The organism is Streptomyces sp. NPDC104581 (assembly GCF_055583685.1).
In genome coordinates, this window is the sequence record NZ_JBVJNN010000010.1 from 74,017 (window position 1) to 96,822 (window position 22,806).

Genomic DNA, 22,806 nt, shown 5'->3' on the forward strand with positions numbered 1-22,806 from the left:
CCACAAGTGATTATTTTGGATTTCCGCCGCACAACGATTTCCGGGAACAAGGTGTGGGCTGGGTCACGTTCGAGTTGAATGATCGTAGGTGTGACCGAGCAGCCGGACAGGGGGTGCCAAGGATGAGTGCTTCCCGTAGTGAGACCGCCCGCCCGCCCGGCTCCGACGAGCCGGAGTCCGGCGCGGCCGAGGCTCCGGTCCCCGACGGCGGGCCGGGGGCCGATCTGCTCGCCGCGCTGCTGGACGGGATGGACGCGGCACTGTGCGCGTTCGACGCCGACGGCGTCATCACGCACTGGAACCGCGAGGCCGAGCGGATACTCGGCTGGTCCGCCGACGAGGCCGTCGGCCGGCGCGGATTCTCCGGCTGGGCCGTGCGCAGCGCCGACGCCGACGAGGTGCACGGCCGGCTGATGGCGGCGATGGAGGTGCCCGGACGGCTGGTCCACGAGTTCGCGCTGCTGCGCAAGGACGGCGGCCGGGTTCTCGTACGGACCCAGTCGGCGGGGGTGCGCGGCGCGGACGGCGGGCCCGCCGGGGTGTACTGCGCCTTCAGCGAGGTGCACGCGCAGATCGACCTGGAGAGGTCGATCGCGCTCAGCGAGGCGCTGTTCGACGACGCGCTGTGGGGTGTGGTCCTGGTCGACGTGGACCTGCGCCCGACCGTCGTGAACGGGCATGCCGCGCGTGCGCTCGGCTCGAACCGTACGGCGCTGCTCGGACGGCCGCTGGGCGAGACCGTCACCCAGGGAGTGGAGGAGCTGGAGGGCGCGCTCCACCACGTACTGGCCGAGGGCGCGCCCCGGGCGCTCGCCGAACTGTGGGTGACGCTGCGCGCGCCGGACGGCGGGGAGCGGCGGCGCTGCTGGCGCAGCGGCTTCCTCCGGCTGGCGTCCCCGCTCGCCGAGGAACCGGTGCCGCTGGGTATCGGCTGGCTCTTCCAGGACGTCACCGAGGCGAAGCTCGCGGCGCAGGAGGCGGACAAGCTGCGCTTCCGCTCCAGCCAGCTGCATCGGGCCGGGCGGGCCGCGGGCGAGTGCGAGAGCCCGTTGGAGGCGGCGACGGTCTGTCTGGACTTCGCGCTGGTGGGCTTCGCCGACCACGCGCTGATCGACCTGGTGCACGGCGACCGGGGCGCGGTGAGCGCGCCCGGTGGCGGGTCCCCCGGTGACGGTGGGTCCGCTGAGCCGCCGACCCGTCTCGTACGGGTGGCGGCGACGCCGGGCGGTTCGGTCGGCCCCTGTCTGCCGGTGGCGGCGGGCGGGATTCCCGTGCGGTACCGGGACGGGCATCCGGCCCTCCAGGCGGTGGCCCGCACGGGGTCGGTGCGCGCGAGCGCCCCCTCGGGGGCGTCGGCCGCCCCGACCTGGTCGGTCTCCCGCCAGTGGCCGCCCGACTCCGTGCACGCGCTCTGCACGGTGCTGCGGAGCCGGGGCAGGACCCTGGGCGTGGTCACGTTCCTGCGGGGCGCCAGCCGCCCGTCGTTCGAACGCCAGGACGCGGTGTACGCGGAGGACGTGACGGCCCGTATGGCGGCGTCGCTGGATCTGCTCCGGGCGGCGGAGTCACGGCCGGAGGCCGGGCCCGGGGAATGAGCCGGTTCCGGGCGGTGCCGGTTCCGGCACCGGACCCCGGGGGCCCGGGGACCGGCCGATGTGCCGGTGCCGGACGCCCGGTGACCGGCCTCAGTGGCGGTAGAAGATCCGGTCCCCGTACTCCGTCATCACGCGCCCGTTCCACTCGTGGCCGCCGTCCACGTTCCCCGACCGCAGCATCGGCGGGTCGATGCCGCGCCCGACCAGCTCGCCCGCCGCGGTCGCCACCATCGCCTGCATCAGCGCGCTCGTCACGACGGTCGACGCGGGCGCGAACGGCGCCTCGATGCCGTCCGCCGACAACTCCGCGTCACCCACCGCGATCTTGTTGTCGAGGACGACGTCGCAGTGGTCCTTGAGGTAGGTGCCCGACACGTGCCGCGACGTGGTCTGCGTCGCGTACGCCACCGATGTCACGCCGATCACCTTCAGACCCGACGCCCTCGCCTTCAGGGCCATCTCCACCGGGAGCGCGTTGCGCCCGGAGAGCGAGATGATCACGAGGACGTCGCCGGACCTCGCGGGGCTGGAGTCGAGCACCGCGCTCGCGAGGCCGTCGACCCGCTCCAGCGCGGAGCCGAGCGTCGCGGGCATGACGTCGACGCCCGTGACGCCCGGCACGTTGAGCAGGTTCATGAGGGCGAGACCGCCCGCCCGGTAGACGACGTCCTGCGCGGCGAGCGAGGAGTGCCCGGCACCGAAGGCGAAGACACGGCCGCCGGAGGCGACGGCGTCGGCGATCGCCCGGCCGGCCGCTTCGAGGTTCGCGCCCTCCTCGTCGCGTACGCGCTCCAGCAGACCGATCGCGGCGCCGAGGAACTGACCGGCCAGCGTGCTCTCGCTCATCGAGAGACCTTCCGTAGGGGGTGGGAGGGAGGCGGAACAGGCGGGGGACAGCAGCGGGAACGCCTGTGCCGCGGATCACGTTGCGGTCTGGACCTTTACCGTGTCAATACGGCTTCGTCATGGGCGGCTTCCCGTACGGCACGGTTGTCGGTGCGATGCGTCAGAATTGAGCGGGGGCCAGCGCACGGTTGTTTTCATGTCACAGCATCGAGGGGCACGTATGTCCGGACTGATCGACACGACGGAGATGTATCTCCGCACCATCCTCGAACTCGAAGAGGAAGGTGTGGTCCCCATGCGCGCCCGGATCGCGGAGCGGCTGGATCAGAGCGGGCCGACGGTCAGCCAGACCGTGGCCCGCATGGAGCGCGACGGACTGGTGCAGGTCGCGGGCGACCGGCATCTGGAGCTGACCGAGGAAGGGCGCAGGCTCGCGACCCGGGTGATGCGCAAGCACCGCCTCGCCGAGTGTCTGCTGGTCGACGTGATCGGCCTGGAGTGGGAGCAGGTGCACGCGGAGGCGTGCCGCTGGGAGCACGTGATGAGCGAGGCGGTGGAGCGGCGGGTGCTGGAGCTGCTGCGCCACCCGACGGAGTCGCCGTACGGCAACCCGATCCCGGGCCTGGAGGAGCTGGGCGAGCAGAAGGAGGCCGACCCCTTCCTCGACGAGGGCATGGTCAGCCTGGCCGATCTCGACCCGGGCAGTGAGGGCAAGACGGTCGTGGTGCGGCGGATCGGGGAGCCGATCCAGACCGACGCCCAGCTCATGTACACGCTGCGGCGGGCGGGCGTGCAGCCCGGCTCCGTGGTGAGCGTGACGGAGTCGCCGGTCGGCGGCGTCCTCGTGGGCAGCAGCGGGGAGGCCGCCGAGCTGGACTCCGAGGTCGCCTCGCACGTCTTCGTCGCCAAGCGCTGACCTTCCGGGGGCCGGGGCGGGAGGACCGGTTCCGGAGTCCGCCCCGGCCCCCGGCCGCTCTGCTCGCGAGGTGGCCGGACCATGCCCGGTGACGGCTGCGGAGAGTGTTCCCCCGGCGACGGAGAATAGGAATTCCCGGCGGAATGGCAGCGGGCGGGCGATTCGCGTGCCAGGCTGGCTCGGGGGCATATGACCTGAGGGCAGCGGTCGCGGACCCCGTTCCGCGGTCGAGGAGGGAGCGGGGTCGTGCGCCTGATGCTTTTCGCTGTGCCCGCCGCGAGAGTGGTGAGGGCCCCGGCGCTTTGCGGCGCCGGGGCCTGTCCTCCCCTGTTCCGACCCGGAGCCCCGAGCTCCCAGGGTCGGTCCCCACGGACCCTCATCCCCGAGTGGTCCGCCTCCCGGAGAAGATCTCCCCTCCGGCGCTCCGGACAATCGTTGACCACCGTCACTCGAACGAGCGGTGTTGCACGCCAGGACCCAGTTTTCGAATGAGAGTTCGATACTCTGGGGGAGTCGCGCGACCGAACGGCACAGCACCGAACGGCACGACATCGGGCCGGTGCCATCGACTCGACCACTCAGGACCGAAGGGGGTGCCAGGACACATGGTGCAGCGCATCGATGTGACCGGATTCGACGGGCTGCGGCTCGCTGCCTGGGAGTTCGCCGATCCTCCCAAGGAGCCGGCCGGGACCGGGCGCGGCCCCGGCGTGCTGCTGCTCCACGGTCTGATGGGCCGCGCCTCGCACTGGGCGGCCACCGCGCGGCGGCTGTCCGGGCGTCACCGGGCGGTCGCGCTCGACCAGCGGGGCCACGGCCGCAGCGACAAGCCGCCCGAAGCGCGGTACACGCGCGAGGCGTATGTGGCGGACGCCGAGGCCGCGATCGAGCAGCTCGGTCTCGCGCCCGTCACCCTCGTCGGCCACGCCATGGGAGCGCTCACCGCCTGGCAGTTGGCGGCGAAGCGTCCCGACCTGGTCGGTGCGCTGATCATCTGCGACATGCGGGCGTCCGCGCTGGGGGCGGCGTCGCAGCGGGAGTGGGCCGACTGGTTCCGCACCTGGCCCGTCCCGTTCGCGACGCTCGCCGACGTACGGAAGTGGTTCGGCGAGGACGACCCCTGGCTGGAGCGGCCGAGCCCCGGCCGCGGTGAGTACTTCGCCGAGGTGATGGCCGAGCGCGCCGACGGCTGGCGGCCGGTCTTCTCCCGCCGGCAGATGCTCGTCTCCCGCGAGACCTGGGTGCACGACGCGCACTGGGAGGAGCTGGCCCAGGTCCGCTGCCCCACGCTGGTGGTGCGCGGCCTGGACGGCGAGCTGGGTCGCGCGGAGGCGCACGAGATGGTCCGCGTCCTGCCGCACGGGCGGTACGCGGAGGTGACGGACGCCGGCCATCTCGCGCACTACGACCGGCCGGACGCCTGGCACGCCGCGATAGAGCCGTTCCTGGACGGCGCGTTGACGGCGTAACGGCGGCGACCGGCCCGGACTTCCCCTGTCGGGCGGCCGAGTTGCCCGTGAGCCGTTGCGGGGTGATCCGGATCGTGACGCGTACGGCGCCGGCCGGCAGGTCCGGACACTCCTGCCCGGCGCCGGGCCGACCCGGGCTTCGCGGCGCCGACGGCACGCGCGGCCCGAGGCCGAAACCCGGCGAGGGTCCCGTGGTCAGCCCTTGCTGACCGCCGCCAGGATCTCCGGCAGCCTCGACGCGGTCTGTGGCGCCGCCAGCTTCACCCCGGCCCATGTGATCAGCGCGCCGTAAGCGGTCCCCACCGGCAGTACGAGCCACGTCAGACCCTCCGCGCCCGACACGTGCAGCCCGATCGTCAGCCCGATCACCGGCGCGCACAGCAGCGCGCCGCCGAGCATGCCGCCGAGGATCGAGATCCACGCCAGCCCGCCCTGCCCCGGAGCGACGTTCTTGTATCCGCTGTCCTGCGGGATCGAGTACGGGAACCGGGCCGAGGCCACGGCGCCCGTCGCCATCATCGCGCCGAGCAGCGCGAAGGAGAGCCCGAGCGCCTCCGGCAGCGCCCGCCAGTCGCCGAGCAGCGCGGCCGTCAGGACCGTCACCAGGGCCGAGTACGGCAGGGTGATCACCAGCAGGGCGAAGGCCCGCGCGCGCAGTTCCAGATACGCGTCACGGGTGGAGGAAATCGTCAGGGCCACCATCCAGAACGCGGAGGTGTCCTGCCCGAACTGGTTGTACATCTGGATGCCGAGCATCCCCGCCGCGAAGCACGCGAGATAGATCGAGCCGTTGCCCTGGAGGGCGTTGATGAGCGGCACGATCAGCCCGATCGCCAGCGAAGTGATCCACGCCGCCTTGGTCTTGGGGTCGCGCCACACGTACAGCAGGCTCCGCCGCATCACCGTGCCCGTGCGCCCCTCGGGCAGCAGCCGGCCCGGTCCGGACGCCGACTCCTTGCGGGCCGGTCCGGAGGCGGCGATCGTCGAGCCGTCCGGGGCGGTCATCAGCTTCACGAGCGACCGCTGCCACGCGTACACGAGCGCGGCCAACGCGGCCAGCGACAGCAGCAGTTGCAGCGCGGCGGCCCCGTACGCGCCGTCGCTCACCGAGTCCACGGCGCCGATCGCCGACGCGGGCGGCAGCCAGCGCAGGACGTCCGCGACCGGGTCGAGCGCCGACAGCCCGCCGGCCTCGCTGAGCTTCTGCACACCGAAGTTGACGAACTGGATGCCGACCGCGATCACCAGACCGCTCAGTACGGCCAGGTCCCGGCCCTTGCGCGAGGTCAGCAGCCGGATGTTCGCCGCGGCCATGGCGCGTGACAGCGCCAGGCACACCAGCAGCGTCAGCGGCACGGCGACGACCGACAGCGCGATCGCGGCTCCGCCGTGCGCCACGGCGATCGCGGATCCCAGCACCAGACAGAGCGTGAACAGCGGTCCGATACCGACCAGGGACGCGGCGAGGAGCGCGCCGATCAGCGCGCGGGGCCGCAGCGGCAGCATCACGAGCCGGCTCGGGTCGAGCGTCTCGTCGCCGCTCGGGAAGAACAGCGGCAGCATCGCCCAGCCGAGGGCGACGACCGCGGTCAGCACGACGACGAGTGTGCCCGCGCCCTCGTTCCCGCGCAGCAGGATCAGTCCCAGGAGCTGGCCCGCCGCGATGAGCAGGGCGAAGACGACGGAGACCACGTACGCGGCGGTACGGCCGGAGGACTGCCGCAGCCCGTTGCGCAGCAGCGACAGCTTCAGCCGTACGAAGACCGGGACGAGGGCGCGGGTGCCGAGGGTGGCGACGGGCGTCGTACCCGAGCCGACGGCACCCACGGGCCCACCGGCACCTGCACCGGTACCGGCGTCGATCCCGGACGACGGAGCGGACACGGCGTCGCCCGGCGTCCCGGGCAGACCCGTACCGCCGGCCGGTGCCTCCGCGCTCATCGGGCACCGCCCAGCCAGTCCAGGGACTCACCGGCGTCGCGGCCCTGCGCGCCGACCAGTTCGAGGAAGGCGTTCTGGAGCGAGGGCGCGTCGCCCCGTACCTCCGCGAGCGTCCCCTGCGCGCGGATACGGCCCGCGGCCATCACCGCGACCCAGTCGCACAGCGACTCGACCAGTTCCATCACGTGGCTGGAGAACACGACGGTCGCGCCGGACTCGGTGTAGCGCTCCAGGACACCGCGGATCGTCTGCGCGGACACCGGGTCGACGCCCTCGAACGGCTCGTCCAGGAAGAGGACTTCGGGGTTGTGCAGCAGGGCCGAGGCCAGACCGATCTTCTTGCGCATACCGGTCGAGTAGTCCACGACCAGCTTGTGCTGCGAGCCCGCCAGGTCCAGTACGTCCAGGAGCTGGGTGGCGCGCTTGTCGACCTCGTCGCCCGGCAGCCCCCGCAACCGCCCGGTGTAGCCGAGGAGTTCGCGCCCGGAGAGCCGCTCGAACAGGCGCAGCCCCTCGGGCAGTACCCCGATCCTGGCCTTGACCGCGACGGGATCGCCCCAGACGTCGTGTCCGGCGACCTGGACGCGGCCCATGTCCGGCCGCAGCAGGCCGGTCACCATGGAGAGCGTGGTGGTCTTGCCCGCGCCGTTCGGGCCGACGAGACCCACGAACTGGCCGGCGGGCAGATCGAGATCGATCCCGGCGACGGCGACCTGTTCACCGAAGCGCTTCCAGAGCCCTTCGACGCGGACGGCGGGCCCCGCCGCCGTCCGCGCCCCGCCCGCCCCGCCCGCCGTGTCCGGCGCCGCTTCCCGCGCCTCCGGCCCGGCGGTCTCCCGCCCGGCCGCCGTCTGCCGCCCTGTCTGCTCCGCCGCTCGGTCCGGTACGTGATCCGGCATGCCGCACTGCCCTTCGGTGTTCCTCTTCGGGATGTCGAGAGGACCCACCATAGGGCGGCACCCGGACAAGGCCCTCTCAGGTCCGCCGGGCCCGTGCCGCCGCCGCGTCCCGGCCGCAGGCGTACGCCAGCGGGCTGATCAGCTCCTCGGCGTCCGGGAGCCAGCGGTTCGCGGGGGTGGGCCGCCGGACCCACTGCACCGCGCCGTAGCCGCCGACACGTGTGGGCGGCGCTGCGACGTACCGCCCCTCGCCGTGGGCCACCAGATCGATCGCCGACGCGGACCAGCCCAGCTTCTGTACGAGGTCGTCCACCTTGGCCGAGCCGCCCGGCAGTACGAAGAAGAGCATCCGGCGCTCGGGGGTGCGGGTGACGGGCCCGAGCGTCGTCTCCATCCGCTCCGTCCGGGCGAGCGCCAGGAATCCCGCCGACTCCGGTACGTCGAGTGCGTCGAACGTGCGGCCCGTCGGCAGCAGTACCGAGGAACACGGGTGCTTCGACCACAGCCTGCGCGCCGCGACGCCGCTGCCCGTCGCCTGCGCCGCCCAGTCCGGCCTCGTCGGATGCGCCCCGGGGGCCGGGCAGTCGGCACGCTCGCACGAGCAGCGTTCCCCGCCGTCCACCGCCTCCAGCCAGGTGCCGGGGAACACGTCCCAGTGCCGCTCCTCCGCGTACCGCACGGCGCTGTCCAGCAGCGGCTCGCTCCGCTGCTGGGGGATCTGCGCGGCGTCTGTGACGCCCGTCACTCCGATGCTCTTGTCCACGCTGAACACAACTCCCGCCCACACCTCGGGTTACGGGCGCCGCGGAGCGTCACGACGGCGCATCGATCCCGCACGCGGGGCGCACTGGTGCATGGGCGGGGGCGCGCGCGAGGTTGCGGCGTGTCGATGGGTAACCACAACCGGTGACCGGGGGTTGCCATCGGGGAGGCGCGAGGCGTGAGGCGGATCACACATATCTCGGTGCCAAGCGGGCGGCGTTTCCCGAAAGTTACCGAAGATTGCTGATTTCGACCATCGCACGCATTTACTGCGTTTCCGCCGGGCAGTGATCGCTCAGCGATCACCGCGGCCACAGGGGGCATCCATTGGCAGCCAGACCTCTCGTCGCCCGTCAGCCGAACGAACGGCTGCAGACACTTATCCAGGAAGCGGGCTGTTCCAACGCCGGCCTCGCCCGCCGGGTGAACATGGTCGGGAACGAACGCGGCCTCGACCTCCGCTACGACAAGACGTCCGTCGCGCGCTGGCTCCGTGGCCAGCAGCCGCGCGGCCGGGCCCCCGGCATCATCGCCGAGGCGCTGGGCCGCAAGCTGGGGCGGACGGTCACGATCGACGAGCTGGGGATGGCCAACGGCAAGAACCTCGCCTCGGGCATCGGGCTCCAGTTCTCGCCGACGGTCGTCGGCGCGATCGAGCAGGTCTGCGAGTTGTGGCGCAGCGACGTGGGCCGGCGTGACTTCCTGTCCGGGTCGGCGGTGGCGTCGTCGGCGCTCGTCGAGCCGAGCCGGGACTGGCTGATCACCGGCGCGGACGCGTCGGTGGCGCGCAACACCGGTGCCCGGGTGGGGGATTCCGACGTCGCGGCGGTCGCCGCCATGACGTCCGCCCTGGTCGATCTGGACCACCGGTTCGGCAGCGGCCATGTCCGCCCGGTCGTCGTCCACTATCTGAACAGCGTGGTGTCCGGCCTGCTCACGGGGTCGTACCGGGAATCGGTGGGCCGCAGACTCTTCGCCGCCGTCGCCCGGCTCACCGAGCTGGCGGGGTACATGGCGGTGGACACCGGGCAGCCGGGTCTCGCGCAGCGGTACTACATCCAGGCGCTGCGGCTCGCGCAGGCCGCCGGGGACCGGGGATACGGCGGCTATGTGCTCGCCGCGTCCATGAGCCATCTCGCGGCCCAGCTCGGGAACCCGCGCGAGATCGCCCAGTTGGCGCGCGCGGCGCAGGAGGGCGCGCGGGGGCATGTCACCCCCAGGGCGCAGGCCATGTTCCTGGCCGCCGAGGCGCGGGGGCACGCGCTGATGGGCGACGCGAGCCAGTGCCACGCGGTCGCGGGCCGGGCCCTGACGGCGCTGGAGCACGCGGATCCGGAGGGCGGCGACGACCCGGTGTGGATCGCGCACTACGACCACGCCTATCTGGCCGACGAGTTGGCCCACTGCTACCGCGATCTGGGGCAGCCCGAGGCGGCGGCGCGCCACGCGTCCGACGCGCTGGCCGGGCATCCGGAGTCCCGGTCGAGACGGCGTGCGATCGGCCTGGTGCTGCTGGCGACGGCGCAGGTCCAGCAGCGCGAGGTGGAGGAGGCGTGCCGTACGGGCACCCGTGCGGCGGAGCTGCTCGGGACGCTGCGCTCCAGCAGAGGTGCGGAGTATCTGGACGATCTCCAGCAGCGGTTGGAGCCGTACGGCACGGAGTCCGCGGTGCGGGAGTTCAGCGCCCGGCTGGAGACACAGGCCGCGTGACACGGCTTCGCTACAACTTCCGCCCTTCGCAGGGCCGTACGGCGCTCGCGTCGGCGTCGTACGGCCACCGGACGGCCGTCACCCCGTGTTGACGGCGAGGCCGTTGGTGCGGGGGGCGCGGCTCGGGCGGCGGGACCGTGACCGGCGGGGACGGGCCTTCCCCGGTGTTCCCGGGCGCCCTCCGGCCGCCGGACGCGGCCGGCCCGACCGGCCCGCACCCCGGCGGCTGTCCTGAACACGGGTCGTGGTGACTGATTCCGGGCGCGTAGCAGGGCCCCTGATTCACCCGGTAGCGTGAACTGACGATTCCGTAGGTCCACACTAGGAGTCCCGGTGACGCAAAGCGGACAAAGGGACGAGCCGCAGTCGCCTGCCGCTCGGCCCGCGCACGAAGGCATCGTGCTGCCCGCCGACGGCGGTCCCCCCTTGATCCCCGGCGCCCAGAACGCCGACCAGTCCGCCCCGGCGGGCGGTCAGCCGTGGGGGCAGCCCTGGGGGCCGGGGGCGCCTCAGCCGGAGCCACAGGGACAGCCACAGGGGCAGTCGGGGCACCAACTGCCGCCGCCGCAGGCGCCGCTGCCGGATCAGGGCGCCCACGGGTCGTACGACGCGACGGGAGCGTACGGAGGCGGGGGTTACGGCTACCCGCAGGCGCCCCCGCAGCAGTACCAGCCGCCTCAGCAACAGCAGCAGTACCAGGCGCAGCAGCCGCTGCCGCCCGAGCAGCCCCCGGCCCAGCCGCTGCCGCCGCAGCAGCACTACGGCGCCCCGCAGGGTGGCACGTACGGTGCGCAGCCCCTGCCGGCCGAGACACCGCCCCCGGCCGCCCCCGGCGGCCCCCTCGGCAGCGCGGACGCGACGCAGTACATACCGCCCGTGCCCGCCGCCGGCTCCTCGGACGCCACCCAGTACATACCGCCGGTGCCGCCGCAGTACCACCAGGGCCAGAACCCCGGCGGGCTGCCGCCCGAGCGGCCCGCCGAATCCACCCAGTACCTCGGCACCGGCCTGCCGCCCGTGCCCGACCGGGCGACGTCGGACGCGGACGCCACGCAGTTCATCGCGCCCGTCCCCGCCCAGGGCCCGGCCGACATCCCGGCCGCGCCCCCCGGCGCTCCGTACGGCATCAGGCCCGGCGCCCCCGGCGACCGCCAGCCGCCCGCCGAGTTCGACAGCCTCTTCCGCAACGACGCCCCCGGCGCGGGCCAGGTCCCGGACGAGACACAGCAACTCCCGCAGTTCGATCCGGCCATGGGCCCGGGCGCCGGTCCGGTCCGGGGCAGGGGCCGTCAGGGCCACCCGCGTCAGGGCCACGGACAGGGCGGCGCACCGCCCCCGTACGGGCAGCCGCCGCGCGGCCCGCAGGAGCCACCGGGCCCACCCGGCCGGGCCGCCGGGCGCCGCAGGTCCTCACCGATCCCGCTGATCGCCGCGGTCGTCGTCGGCTGCGCCGTACTCGGACTGGGCGCGGGCTGGCTGATGAGCGGGGACGACTCCAAGAAGCAGGACAACAACCAGACGGTGTCGTCGGAGAGTTCCCCCTCGGGCCAGGGTGAGGACGAACAGCCGGCCGACCCCGCCAAGCCCCAGGCCGAGGAGCTGGACAAGCTCCTCGCCGAGAGCAACGACAGCCGGGCCGCGGTGATCAGCGCGGTCGAGTCCATCAAGACCTGCGAGAACCTGGACAAGGCGGTCAGCGACCTCCAGGGCGCGGCCGACCAGCGCCGCGACCTGGTCGCCCGCCTCAAGGAACTGACCCTCGACAAGCTGCCCCAGCACGGCCAGCTGTCGTCCTCCCTGACCAGGGCGTGGCAGGCGTCGGCCTCGGCGGACGACCACTACGCGACCTGGGCGGGCGAGGCGAAGACCAAGAAGGGCTGCAAGGGCGGCAAGGCCCGTACGACGAAGGCGGCCTCCGAGGGCCACGCCGCGAGCGGCGAGGCAACGGCGGCCAAGCGCAAGGCATCGGTCCTCTGGAACGGCATCGCGACCAAGTACGGCCTCACGGAACGCGCCCCGACGGAGCTGTGACGGTGTGCGGTCCCCGATCGCCGGACGGGCCCGAAATGACCCCGTCCGGCGATCGGGAACACCGCGTTACGCCCGCGGCCCCCCGTCGCTGAGCGTTCCGCGGACGTCCACGAAGCCGTCCTTCAGGGAGACCAGCCGGCCCTCGCGTACCACCTGGAAGGTCACCTCGCTGTTCACGATGCGCGGGAAGCCGGGGGAGCCGAGCATGTCCTCGTAGCGCCAGCGCAGTGTGGGGGTGAGGCCGCCCGTTTCGACCTCGGCGCCCTTGTCCAGCGCGTGCGAGAACGTGGCCGAGGAGATCGTGTCCCGGTCGATCGACTCCACGACGGACTTGAGCGCGGTGTAGGCGATCCAGGTCGTCTGCACGCCCGGGTCCGCCGGGTCGATGCTGTCGTCGCCGAACGCGTGCTCGCGGATCACTTCCCGCATCGGCCCCCACGCCGGATCCGACGCCTGCGGGTACCAGCCCGTGACGTACGCGCCCTCGAAGACGCCCTTCGAACCGCCCGTGCGGTCCACCAGGGGCTGGCCGACACTGCCCAGCACCGAGGAGATGCGAATGTCCGCGCCGATGTCGGGGAGCCGCCGGTAGGAGTCGAAGAACGTCTCCGTACGGTCGCCGAGCACCGCCGTGACGCAGCCGTCGGACGCGCTGTCCCGCGCCCGCTCCGCCGGGGCGGTGTAGTCGGTGGCGTCCTCGGCCGCGCGGATGTCCGTCGCCTTGTCGCTCCCGCCCCGACCGGCGTCGCCGCCGCCCTTGCCGCCCTTGCTCAGACCGGAGTTGAGCAGTTCCGGCATCGCGTCGCCGGTGATCGTGTCCGGACGCACGAGGGAGACCCGGCCGCACTCCCCGCCGAGCTGCATCCCGTTGCCGGCCAGGAGCGCCGCCTGACCACCGTTGACCGGGTACGAGACGAAGCTGGAGAACTCCCGCTCGGCTATGCCGTAGCCGCCGAGGTACGGGATTCCGGCCGCCTCCAGCGGCGCCATGAACGCGTCGCCGTGCTGGCTGTACGAGCCGACGACGGCCGTGACCTCCTCCTTGGCCGCCAGCCGCGCGCAGTCGGCGGCGCCCGCGGAGGTGTTGCGTTCGTTGCAGGTCAGGACCCGCAGCTCGTGACCGTCGATACCGCCGGACGCGTTGACCCAGCGCGCGTATGCCTTGGCCATGGCGGGCATGCCCGGCACGTTCGTCGCCGCCGTGCCCTCGGGCGCCCATGTCATGACGGTGACGGGCTCCCTGGAGCCCCCCGGCCCACCAGGGAGTACGCCGCACCCGGTGACCACCGCCGCCCCGGCCGTGACCGTGCACAGGGCGCGGACCACCGGATTCCGGTGGAAGGGGCGGGGCGAGGAGGAGCGCTGCTGCCTACCGGTCATGTATCCGCACACTTCCGGCCTATGGGTAACTGCCAGGTGGAGGTCGTTCAACCGGACATGACGGCGAGGTGAATTGCGGGGGCCGGCGTGAGCGCCTCGGGGCGGACCGTACGATCGACTCCTGTGCAGCAAGGTTCGGAGAACTCTTCCCGTCGCGGCCGTCGCTCCTCCACCATGGGCGACATGCCGCTCAATGACATTCCCTGGTGGCGCTGGCGCAGCAATGTGCGCTCGGCGCTGCACATGCTCTCCGATCCCGTCTTCCACCAGGAGTTCTGGCTGGCCGGCCGTGAGGGGTACGGCGACGTCACCGACGCCGTGTACCGGCTGGTCGAGGACACCTGGCTGGACAACTGGTCGGCGGAGAAGTACGTCGGGACGATCTTCCGTGACTCCGGCGAGGCCGCGCTGGTCGACGTCGCCGTCCTGCGGGTGCTGCGGATCATGCACCAGGTGGGGCCGGACGCCCCGATCTCGGTGTATCTGGAGCACCACGGCTGGCCGGAGGCGGTGCGCGCGGCGCGCGAGGCGCACGTACGGCTGGCCGTCAACGACGGCGAGGACCCGGACACGGTGCCGCGCTCGCTGGACGTGCTGCGGATCATGACGCGGTCCGCCTGACCCGGAGTCGGAGGGGCCCGACCCGAGTCGGAGGGCCTGATCCGGACGGGGTCCGCCTGGCGGTCACGACCGGCCCGTACGGGGCCCGTGTGGAATCCTCTGGGGTCATGAGTTCCCCGCAGCAGCCCGCCGCCCGGCCCGCCCCGTCCGACGAGTACGTCCTGACGCTGTCCTGCCCGGACAGACAGGGCATCGTGCATGCCGTGTCCAGCTTCCTCTTCATGACCGGGTGCAACATCGAGGACAGCCAGCAGTTCGGCGACCGCGACACCGGTCTCTTCTTCATGCGGGTCCACTTCTCGGCCGAGGTGCCGGTGACCGTGGAGAAGCTGCGCGCGAGCTTCGCCGCCGTGGGGGACTCCTTCCGGATGGACTGGCAGTTGCACCGCGCCGGGGAACGCATGCGGGTCGTCCTGATGGTCAGCAGGTTCGGCCACTGCCTGAACGATCTGCTCTTCCGGTCGAGGACCGGCGCGCTCCCCGTGGACATCGCCGCCGTCGTCTCCAACCACACGGACTTCGCCGAGCTGGTCGCCTCGTACGACATCCCCTTCCACCACATCCCCGTCACCAAGGACACCAAGGCGGCGGCCGAGGCCGAGCTGCTGGAGCTGGTCCGCGCGGAGGACGTCGAACTGGTCGTGCTGGCCCGCTACATGCAGGTCATCTCCGACGATCTCTGCAAGCAGCTGAACGGCAGGATCATCAACATCCACCACTCCTTCCTGCCGAGCTTCAAGGGCGCGAAGCCGTACCACCAGGCGCACGCCCGTGGTGTGAAGCTGATCGGCGCGACGGCGCACTACGTGACGGCCGACCTCGACGAGGGGCCGATCATCGAGCAGGAGGTCGAGCGCGTCGGCCACGAGGTCACCCCGGAGCAGCTGGTCGCGATCGGCCGCGACGTGGAGTGCCAGGCACTGGCGCGCGCGGTCAAGTGGCATGCCGAGCACCGGATCCTGCTGAACGGCCGCCGCACGGTGATCTTCGGGTAGCCGGCGGTCAGAGCCGGCTCAGCGAGGCCGCCGCGAACAGCACGTCCCGGATCGCCTCGCGGTCGCCGTCCTGGCCGGCCGCGGCCTCCTCCGGCGAGATGTGCCCGGCGACCAGCTGGCAGAACTCGATCCCGTCCAGCGCGACCTGGGCCACCGCGCGCTCCGCGGTGCCGACCGCGGCCGGTGAGTCCAGCGCGATGTACCAGTTCCCGCCGCCCGCGCCCTCGACCTCCAGATGCAGCGAGCGCCCCGGCGACCCCGGCACGACCAGATGACGGGCGGGCAGGGCCAGGCCCGCGCGGCGGCGGGCCGCGAGGGCGGACGGGATGAGCTGCGCGGCGAGATCGATCATCCCGTGCAGATGCGGGCCGCTCGGCGCCGGGTACGGGTAGTCCACCGCGTCGGCGATGTCCACCCCGTGGATCCAGCACTCGAAGGCCCGGTCGATCATGGCGTCCCGCAGCGGCAGCGCGAACTCGCCGTACGAGACGGAGAGTTCCGACACACCGCGGCCCGCGAAGGAGACCGTCCTGATCAGTGTGTGGCTCTGGTCGCGCCACGGTTCGCGGATCGTGCGGGTGGTCGGCGGATGCGCCCTGCGCCAGAACGCCTCCGTCCGGTCGGCCGGCGACTGCGGCGCCGACTCACCGAGTGGATCGTCGAGTCCCAGCGCCGAGGCGACCAGGCCGTCGACGGTCATGAGATGCCCGATGACCCCGGCGACCGTGGCCCGCCGTGAGGCGGGCCCCTCCTTGTCGAACCACCTGAGCTGGAGCGGCGCGTGCCACTCCGCGTCCCCGAAGTCGCGCAGCAGCGCGTCGAGCCGGGCGGTCTCGGCGTCGTACGGGGTGGCCCACGGCGGCACCGGGATACGCGCCGCCCTGCGGTCGAGGCAGCTCTCCAGCACGCGGGAGCGGAGCAGCGGAGGGAGATCGAGGTTGCGGTCGGCCTGCAACAGGCCGACGGCGTCGCGCAGTCTGAGCGCCTCATCGGCGCAGGGCGCGCACTCGGTGAGGTGGTCCTCGACGTGCCTCGTCTCCTCGGCCGAGCAGGCCGCCAGGGCCCAGGCGCCGAGCAGCGACTTCAGCACGGAGTGCGAGGGCGGCGGCCCGGCGGGCTCCACCGGCCGCCCGCCGGTCATCCCCTGCTCCCCGGCGGGTTCGGGCGGATGCGCGGGCTCCGCCGACGCCCCGTGGCCCACGTACGCCCCTGCGCCGACGCCCGGATCCGGGCCTTGGCCCCAGCCCGGGTCCGGGTCCGGGGCGGCGTCCAGGTCAGCGTGCGAGCCGGCGTCCGAACCTGCGGCCGGGCTCCTGCCCAGGCGGGCGTCCGGGTACGGGCCGGTGCCCAGGCGGGTGTCAGGGCTGACGTCCGGATCCGGGTGCGGGCCGTTGACCGAACCTGCGTCCGGGCCCCAGCCCAGGCCGGCGTCGGGGGCAGTGCCCAGGTCCGAGTGCGGGTCGAAGCCCAGGCGGGTGTCCGGGCCGTCGTCCTGGTCCGGGTCCTGGTCCCAGCCCGGGTCCGGGTCCGGGGCGGCGTCCAGGTCAGCGTGCGAGCCAGAGCCCGGGGCGGCGTCGGGGCCGGCGCCCGGGCGGGTGTCCGGGTGCGGGTGCGGGTCGGTGCCCGGGGCGTCGTCCTCGTCCCGGCCCCGGCCGGCGTCTGGGACCGGGTCCGGGCGGGAGCCCGTGCCGGTGTCCGGGGCCGGGTGGGAGTCCAGGGTCGTTTCGTCCGCGGCGTGTGTCTCGGCCGTCTCGTCCGTCGCATCCGGCTCGTCCGGTTCTTCCCGTTCATGGTCCTGTTCCGGCGCCCGCGCGGCGCGCGCGTTGCGTTCGACGGCCCGGCGCAGTTCGTCCGTCGCGGGCGGATCGAGGTCGTCCGCGGCGGCGCGCTGGCCGGGTATGCGCGGGATTCCGCGTACGTCGTCGGGCTCGTCGGCGCCACCTCGGCCGCCGTTCCTGCCCCCGTCGAACGGCCCGTTCACAGTGACCGTCCGTTTCCGGGCGGCGACGAGCCCTCCAGGGGGCGGGTGTTCGCCGACGAGAGCAGTTGCAGACCGAGCCGCAGCCGGCGCCGCGCCTCGTCCTCGGTGACTCCGAGGTCGGCCGCGGTCTGCCGGTAGTCGCGGCGCTGGAAGTACGCCAGGTCCAGCGCGGCGCGCAGCGGCGCGGGCATGGAGGTGACGATGTAGTCGGCGCGTGCGGCGGCCGACGCGTCGTGGATCCTCTGCTCCAGCTCCTCCGCGTCGCCCCCGCCGCTCGCCCGATGGGCCGCCGTCTCCTGCTGCCGCAGCCGGCTCACGGCCTGGACGCGGGCGAGCTTGGCGATCCAGGACCGCATCGAGCCCTGCTTCGGGTCGAAGACTTCCGGGTTCTCCCACACGTAGCCGAAGACCTCGCGGGTGATCCGGTCGGCGGCCTCGTCGTCGTCGAGGACCCGGTGCGCGATGCCGTGCACGAGCGAGGCGAAGCGGTCGTACAGCTCACCGAGCGCGGCGGCCTCGCCCCGTGCGAGCCGCTGCTGCATCCGGCGGTCCCAGCGGGGCGGTGTGTCCTTCGCCATGAGACCCCCAGCCTGTGACTGCTCCGTGATCCGACCTGTGATCCGACCCGCGGCCCGACCCCGCCGTTCCGAATGTACTGGCCAGTGTCATCGAAGTGCGCCCCTTTGCGTCAAGTGCGCCCCCGGAGGCCGCTCGCGATGATAAGGAATGGCGCGGGGACGGAAGCGTTGTGTTTCATACGAGGTCAGTCGGGCAGCCGCGAAGAAGAGGGACGACCTCCGGTGCGGAACCGGAGTCCGGAACTCCGTACAGGGTCTCCGGTTCGGTACGAGGGAAGGTCCAGGTGTGACGCTCAAGGTGGAAGAGGACGAGCACGGTCTGTGGACGGTGCTGCACATCACCGGGGAACTGGATCTCGTGACCTCGCCCGTGGTCCGCCAGCACGTCCACGACGCGGTCGCGGCCGGCCGGCGCGAGCTGGTGCTCGACCTGTCCGAGGTCTTCTTCTGCGACTCCAGCGGTGTCGGCGTCCTGATCGCCTCCCGCAAGCTGATGCGCTCCTGCCAGGGACGGCTGCATCTGATCCTGCCCGCCCACGGCGCGGAGGACGGCTCGCACGTGAACCGCGTCCTCGCGGCTCTCGGTGTGCGCAGCCTGTTCGAGGTCTACTCGGACGTCTCCGACGCCGTCGACGAGGAGGCGCGGCCCCTCTCCGCCTGAGGTCCGGCCGCCCGGCGGCCCGGGGGCCCGTCCGCCGGACAGACCCGAAGCCTTCACATGGTGACCCCGCGGCGTCGTACGCTCCCAGGCATGGACAGCGCAGAGTACGAGGGCAAGATCGCCTCCCGGTTCGCCGCCTTCGACCAGGACGGCAACGGCTACATCGACCGCGAGGACTTCAGCGGAGCGGCAGCGGCACTGCTCGCGGAGTTCGGCGTCACCGCACGATCCGACAAGGGGCAGGCCCTCTACAGCGGGGCCGAGGCTTTCTGGCAGGGCATGGCGGGGATCGCGGACGTCGACGGTGACCAGCGGGTCACCCGGCAGGAATTCATCACCGGCGCCGCGAAGAGGCTGCGGGACAGCGCCCAGCGCTTCGCGGAGATCGCCCGGCCCTTCCTGCACGCGGTGATCGCCATCGCGGACGAGGACGGCGGCGGCGTGACACCGGCGGCGGCCGAGCGCGTGCTGCGCGTACTGGGCACGGAGCCGGACGTGGCCGCGCAGGCCGCCGGAGGCCTGGACGGGGACGGTGACGGCCGGATCACCGAGGAGGAGATCCTGGCGGCGTTCGCCTCGTACTACGTGACGCCGGAGCCGTAGACCGCGGGACGGACCGGGGTCCGGCACCGCCCGGCGCTGCTGGGCGGAGCCGTACCGGAGAGCGTTACTTTGGGTGACGGCATGGCATTCGCACATGCCGATACCGGGTTGTGTCCTGCTGATGACCCGTCACGGGCCGGAGTCGGCGGCGGGCTCCGGTACGCTCGCTCGGGTGCGAGCGGTGGTGAGGCGCGATGGATCCGGTGCGGCCAGGACGGCGGCGCCGGACCGGGGAATGCCCGCCGATCGCACGGTACGGAGGCGGCGGAGGCGCCGCTGTTCGACTACCCGCAGAGCGCGTCGCACAGTATGCCTCACGCGTACTCCTTCGCGTTGGAATATGCCCGAAGCGCTTGTTGCGGTGACTGTACGTCAACCATGCTGTCCCACAAGGGAATCACGTTCTGTGACCTTGTCGTGGACCTTGTCGAGGCGCGAGGCGATGTGCCCGCCGGTTCGGATGGTGTGAGCGGTGCAGGTTCTTCAGGTGCAGTTGGAGGTCGGAGCGGATCCGGCGGAGGTCGGCCGGGCCCGCCGGTGGGCGCGGTCGCGGCTCATCGGCTCCGGGTTGAACGACGACGAGCCACTGGCGGAGACGCTGATCCTGCTGATCTCCGAGCTCGTCACCAACGCCGTCGTGCACACCGGCTGTCCGGCCGTGCTGCGGATGCTCTTCGGGTCCGGGGCCGCCGAGGCCGGGACCGTACGGGTCGAGGTCGCCGACACCAGTGCCCGTCCGCCCTGTCCGCGCCACGCGCAGGGTGAGGACACCAACGGGCGGGGCCTGGAGCTGGTCGACGGGCTCGCCGACCGGTGGGGCTGGCAGCCGGAGGGCTCGGGCAAGCGGATCTGGTGCGAGGTGGACCGGTCCGAGACGGAGCCGGCGGTGGAGTACGAGGCTCCGGCGCCCGCACGGCACGACGGGCTCGGGCACTACGCGGTCGACCTGTCGGTGACTTCCCGGACCGTGGAACCGGGGCGGGACAGGGACCGGCCCACCGCCGGGGCCGACGGCTCGTCGAAGGCGACCGCGCGGAACGTCCGCCGGTAGACCGTCGGCGCGACACCGAGCGTCGCCTGGAGATGCTGGCGCATGGACTGCGCCGTACCGAATCCCGCTTCCCGCGCTATCCGGTCGACGGACAGATCCGTCGCCTCCAGCAGATGGCGCGCCCGTTCGACCCGCTGCTGGACCAGCCACTGGCCGGGGCTGATCCCGGCCTCCTCGCGGAAGCGGCGCGTGAACGTCCGTACGGACATCGATTCCTGTTCCGCCATGTCCCGCAGCTGGATCGGCTGGTGGAGCCGGGCGAGCGCCCAGGCCCTGGCCTTGGTGGTGGTCGCCAACTGCGCGTCGGGAACGGGACGCCGGATGTACTGGGCCTGGCCGCCGTCCCGGTGCGGCGGGACGACCGTATGCCGCGCGACGTCGTTGGCGACGGCCGTGCCGTGGTCGCGGCGCACGATGTGCAGACAGAGATCGATCCCGGCGGCGACCCCCGCCGAGGTCAGGACGTCGCCGTCGTCGATGAAGAGCACGTCCGCGTCGACCCTGATCCGGGGGAAGGTCCGCTGGAAGTGGGCGGCCGACGACCAGTGCGTGGAGGCCGGCCGGCCGTCGAGGAACCCGGCTGCGGCGAGCACATAGCCGCCGGTGCAGATGGAGACCAGCCGGGTGCCGGGCCGCAGATGCGCGAGGGCGGCGGTCAGCTCGTCGGTGAGGACGCCCTCCTCGTAGACCGGGCCGAGTTCGTAGGAGGCGGGGATCAGTACCGTGTCGGCGGTCGCGATGGCCTCGGGGCCGTTCTCGACGAGGATGTCGAAATCCGCGTCCGTACGGACCGGGCCCGGCGGGCGGACCGAGCAGGTGACCACGTCGTACAGCGGGCCGCCCTCGGGGCTCTTGGCGCGGCCGAAGATCCGCTGGGGGATGCCCAGTTCGAACGGGAGGACCCCGTCGAGCGCCAGGACCACGACGCGGTGGCGCGGCCGTGCGGCGTCGCTCACCGGCCGCGCGTGCTCCCGGTCCGGCCCGGCGGCGCTGTCCGTACCGGCGCTGTCCGCCCCAGCCGCCCCGGCGGCCCCGGCCGTGGTGGTCGTGCTGTCCGTCATACGAAATCCCCTGGTGGTCCAGACCAGCTCTTGATATCTGTCGACTCCGTGACTGCCAAGCGTCCGAGAGACCCCGCCATTCCCGGGCCGGCCGGCAAATCCGCGAAATCCGAACTGCCCGCCCGATCCGCGAACTGCGCCGCGTGGTCCGCCCATTGGCGCCCCCCCGCCGCGCGGCCCGAGACCCCCTGCCCGGCGACCGGGGCGGACAGACCGTAGCCGTCGTTCGCGTCGTTCGGGGCGGCGCCTCGCGGGCCGTGGCCCGATCCTATTGACCGCTGGCCTTCGGGCCACTCGTCCGGTGCGTCCCCGGCGCCGATGCTTCTTGGCGTGACACAGACAGCCGAGACACCAGCAGAACTGCCGGCGGAGGCCCCGGCCCCGACCCCGGCCCCGCGCGGCCGGCCCCGGCCCCGTATCCACCGGGCCTGGTTCGTCGCCGCCGTGACCTTCGTGACCATCATCGGCGCCGCCGCGTTCGCCTCACTGCCCGGCCTGCTCATCGATCCGCTGCACACCGAGTTCGACTGGTCGCGCGGCGAGATCGGGTTCGCGGTCTCCGTCAATCTCGCGCTGTACGGGCTGACCGCGCCGTTCGCCGCCGCGCTCATGGACCGGTTCGGGATACGCCGGGTCGTCGCCGTCGCGCTGACCGTCATCGCGACCGGCTCCGCGCTCACCGTCGTCATGACCGCCGCCTGGCAGATGGTCCTCTACTGGGGCGTCCTCGTCGGCCTCGGCACCGGCTCGATGGCCCTGGCCTTCGCGGCGACCGTCACCGACCGCTGGTTCGTCGCCCGGCGCGGTCTCGTCACCGGCATCCTCACCGCCGCCGGCGCCTCCGGGCAGCTCGTCTTCCTGCCGCTGCTCTCCTGGCTGGTGGAGAACCACGGCTGGCGCCCGGCCGCCGTCACCGTCGCGCTCTCCGCCCTGGTCGTCGTCCCCTTCGTCTGGCTGCTGCTGCGCGACCACCCGGCGGACGTGGGCCTTCCCGCGTACGGCTCCGAGGAGTTCAAGCCCAAGCCGCCCCCTGTCACCGGCGCGGCGCGGCGGGCCGTCACCGTGCTGTTCGACGCCGCCCGCACGGGCCCCTTCTGGCTGCTCGCCGGGACGTTCGCGATCTGCGGCGCCTCCACGAACGGCCTGGTCAAGACCCACTTCATCCCCGCCGCCCACGACCACGGCATGCAGATCACGACGGCCGCCTCGCTCCTCGCCGTCATCGGTGTCTTCGACATCATCGGCACGATCGCCTCGGGGTGGTTCACCGACCGCTTCGACGCGCGCCGGCTGCTCGCCGTCTACTACGCGCTGCGCGGTGTCTCGCTGCTCTTCCTGCCGATGCTGCTCGTGCAGGGTGGTGCGGACGTCCGGCCGCCGATGCTGTTCTTCATCGTCTTCTACGGTCTGGACTGGGTCGCGACCGTCCCGCCGACCATCGCCCTGTGCCGCGAGTACTACGGCGCCGACAGCGCGATCGTCTTCGGCTGGGTGCTCGCCTCGCACCAGGTCGGTGCCGGGGTGGTCGCGTTCGCGGGCGGCATGGTGCGGGACGTCACCGGCTCGTACGACATGGTCTGGTACGGCTCGGGCGCGCTGTGCGCGGCGGCCGCGCTGATGGCGCTGCTGATCAGGAGCAGGTCCGGGACCGCCACGGTCGGCGCCGTCTGAGGGACGGCGCGCCTCCAGGGCCGGCGCCTCCGCGA

19 protein-coding genes are annotated in these 22,806 nt (G+C 72.8%); 11 read left to right on the forward strand and 8 right to left on the reverse strand.

Features of this window, described 5'->3' with window-relative positions; translation table 11 throughout:
• Positions 1–122: 122 nt before the first annotated feature.
• Positions 123–1,595, forward strand: a complete 1,473-nt coding sequence (locus ACZ61E_RS11320; RefSeq protein WP_469699331.1) for a PAS domain-containing protein — start codon at positions 123–125, stop codon at positions 1,593–1,595.
• Positions 1,596–1,685: 90 nt separating this feature from the next.
• Here the strand turns inward: ACZ61E_RS11320 and ACZ61E_RS11325 are convergent, their stop codons facing one another.
• Positions 1,686–2,441, reverse strand: a complete 756-nt coding sequence (locus ACZ61E_RS11325) for an SIS domain-containing protein (protein ID WP_469699332.1) — start codon at positions 2,439–2,441, stop codon at positions 1,686–1,688.
• Positions 2,442–2,661: 220 nt separating this feature from the next.
• Here ACZ61E_RS11325 and ACZ61E_RS11330 point away from each other — a divergent pair, with 220 nt between their 5' ends.
• Positions 2,662–3,357, forward strand: coding sequence for a metal-dependent transcriptional regulator (locus ACZ61E_RS11330; RefSeq protein WP_469699333.1), 696 nt, complete (start codon positions 2,662–2,664; stop codon positions 3,355–3,357).
• Between the two features lie 605 nt (positions 3,358–3,962).
• The gene (locus ACZ61E_RS11335) at positions 3,963–4,826 is read left to right on the forward strand and encodes an alpha/beta fold hydrolase (protein WP_469699334.1); all 864 of its coding nucleotides are present in this window, start codon (positions 3,963–3,965) and stop codon (positions 4,824–4,826) included.
• 195 nt (positions 4,827–5,021) lie between these two features.
• Here ACZ61E_RS11335 and ACZ61E_RS11340 read toward each other — a convergent pair whose 3' ends face one another.
• From ACZ61E_RS11340 to ACZ61E_RS11350, 3 genes are all read right to left on the reverse strand, one after another.
• Positions 5,022–6,767: a transporter gene (locus tag ACZ61E_RS11340; RefSeq protein ID WP_469699335.1), complete on the reverse strand. Its 1,746-nt coding sequence runs from the start codon at positions 6,765–6,767 to the stop codon at positions 5,022–5,024.
• A complete protein-coding gene (locus ACZ61E_RS11345) occupies positions 6,764–7,666 on the reverse strand; it encodes an ABC transporter ATP-binding protein (protein WP_469699336.1) in 903 nt (300 codons plus the stop codon). Before ACZ61E_RS11345 ends, ACZ61E_RS11340 begins: the two co-directional genes overlap by 4 nt.
• A 76-nt stretch (positions 7,667–7,742) precedes the next feature.
• Complete coding sequence (locus ACZ61E_RS11350; protein WP_469699337.1) at positions 7,743–8,429, reverse strand: bifunctional DNA primase/polymerase; 687 nt, start codon at positions 8,427–8,429, stop codon at positions 7,743–7,745.
• A gap of 326 nt (positions 8,430–8,755) precedes the next feature.
• On the opposite strand from ACZ61E_RS11350, the gene ACZ61E_RS11355 reads away from it, so the two are divergent.
• Positions 8,756–10,138 (forward strand): transcriptional regulator, encoded by a 1,383-nt coding sequence (locus ACZ61E_RS11355; RefSeq protein WP_469699338.1) that lies wholly within the window; start codon positions 8,756–8,758, stop codon positions 10,136–10,138.
• 333 nt (positions 10,139–10,471) lie between these two features.
• Entirely contained in the window at positions 10,472–12,169 is a 1,698-nt protein-coding gene (locus tag ACZ61E_RS11360) for a hypothetical protein (protein WP_469699339.1), read from the forward strand.
• Positions 12,170–12,235: 66 nt separating this feature from the next.
• On the opposite strand, the gene ACZ61E_RS11365 is transcribed toward ACZ61E_RS11360, so the two are convergent.
• Positions 12,236–13,549, reverse strand: a complete 1,314-nt coding sequence (locus ACZ61E_RS11365; RefSeq protein WP_469699340.1) for an ABC transporter substrate-binding protein — start codon at positions 13,547–13,549, stop codon at positions 12,236–12,238.
• Between the two features lie 174 nt (positions 13,550–13,723).
• Here ACZ61E_RS11365 and ACZ61E_RS11370 point away from each other — a divergent pair, with 174 nt between their 5' ends.
• Positions 13,724–14,170 carry an SCO4402 family protein gene (locus tag ACZ61E_RS11370; RefSeq protein ID WP_469699341.1) on the forward strand — a complete coding sequence of 149 codons (447 nt, stop codon included), beginning with the start codon at positions 13,724–13,726 and terminating at the stop codon, positions 14,168–14,170.
• Between the two features lie 107 nt (positions 14,171–14,277).
• Positions 14,278–15,165, forward strand: coding sequence for a formyltetrahydrofolate deformylase (gene purU / locus ACZ61E_RS11375; RefSeq protein WP_469699342.1), 888 nt, complete (start codon positions 14,278–14,280; stop codon positions 15,163–15,165).
• 7 nt (positions 15,166–15,172) lie between these two features.
• Here purU and ACZ61E_RS11380 read toward each other — a convergent pair whose 3' ends face one another.
• Together ACZ61E_RS11380 and ACZ61E_RS11385 are read right to left on the reverse strand one after the other, a co-directional pair.
• The gene (locus ACZ61E_RS11380; protein ID WP_469699414.1) at positions 15,173–16,588 is read right to left on the reverse strand and encodes a maleylpyruvate isomerase N-terminal domain-containing protein; all 1,416 of its coding nucleotides are present in this window, start codon (positions 16,586–16,588) and stop codon (positions 15,173–15,175) included.
• Between the two features lie 554 nt (positions 16,589–17,142).
• The gene (locus ACZ61E_RS11385; RefSeq protein WP_469699343.1) at positions 17,143–17,724 is read right to left on the reverse strand and encodes a sigma-70 family RNA polymerase sigma factor; all 582 of its coding nucleotides are present in this window, start codon (positions 17,722–17,724) and stop codon (positions 17,143–17,145) included.
• A gap of 286 nt (positions 17,725–18,010) precedes the next feature.
• Here ACZ61E_RS11385 and ACZ61E_RS11390 point away from each other — a divergent pair, with 286 nt between their 5' ends.
• The 3 genes from ACZ61E_RS11390 (at position 18,011) to ACZ61E_RS11400 (ending at position 20,039) form a co-directional block, all read left to right on the forward strand.
• On the forward strand, positions 18,011–18,385 hold the full coding sequence (locus ACZ61E_RS11390; protein WP_469699344.1) for an STAS domain-containing protein: 375 nt from the start codon (positions 18,011–18,013) through the stop codon (positions 18,383–18,385).
• A 90-nt stretch (positions 18,386–18,475) separates the two neighbouring features.
• Positions 18,476–18,988, forward strand: coding sequence for an EF-hand domain-containing protein (locus tag ACZ61E_RS11395; RefSeq protein ID WP_469699345.1), 513 nt, complete (start codon positions 18,476–18,478; stop codon positions 18,986–18,988).
• 472 nt (positions 18,989–19,460) lie between these two features.
• Positions 19,461–20,039 carry an ATP-binding protein gene (locus ACZ61E_RS11400; protein ID WP_469699346.1) on the forward strand — a complete coding sequence of 193 codons (579 nt, stop codon included), beginning with the start codon at positions 19,461–19,463 and terminating at the stop codon, positions 20,037–20,039.
• Here the strand turns inward: ACZ61E_RS11400 and ACZ61E_RS11405 are convergent.
• The gene (locus ACZ61E_RS11405; protein ID WP_469699347.1) at positions 19,922–21,100 is read right to left on the reverse strand and encodes a GlxA family transcriptional regulator; all 1,179 of its coding nucleotides are present in this window, start codon (positions 21,098–21,100) and stop codon (positions 19,922–19,924) included. The two genes, ACZ61E_RS11400 and ACZ61E_RS11405, sit on opposite strands and share 118 nt — an antisense overlap.
• Positions 21,101–21,418: 318 nt before the next feature.
• Here ACZ61E_RS11405 and ACZ61E_RS11410 point away from each other — a divergent pair, with 318 nt between their 5' ends.
• Positions 21,419–22,771: an MFS transporter gene (locus ACZ61E_RS11410; RefSeq protein WP_469699348.1), complete on the forward strand. Its 1,353-nt coding sequence runs from the start codon at positions 21,419–21,421 to the stop codon at positions 22,769–22,771.
• Positions 22,772–22,806: the final 35 nt, after the last annotated feature.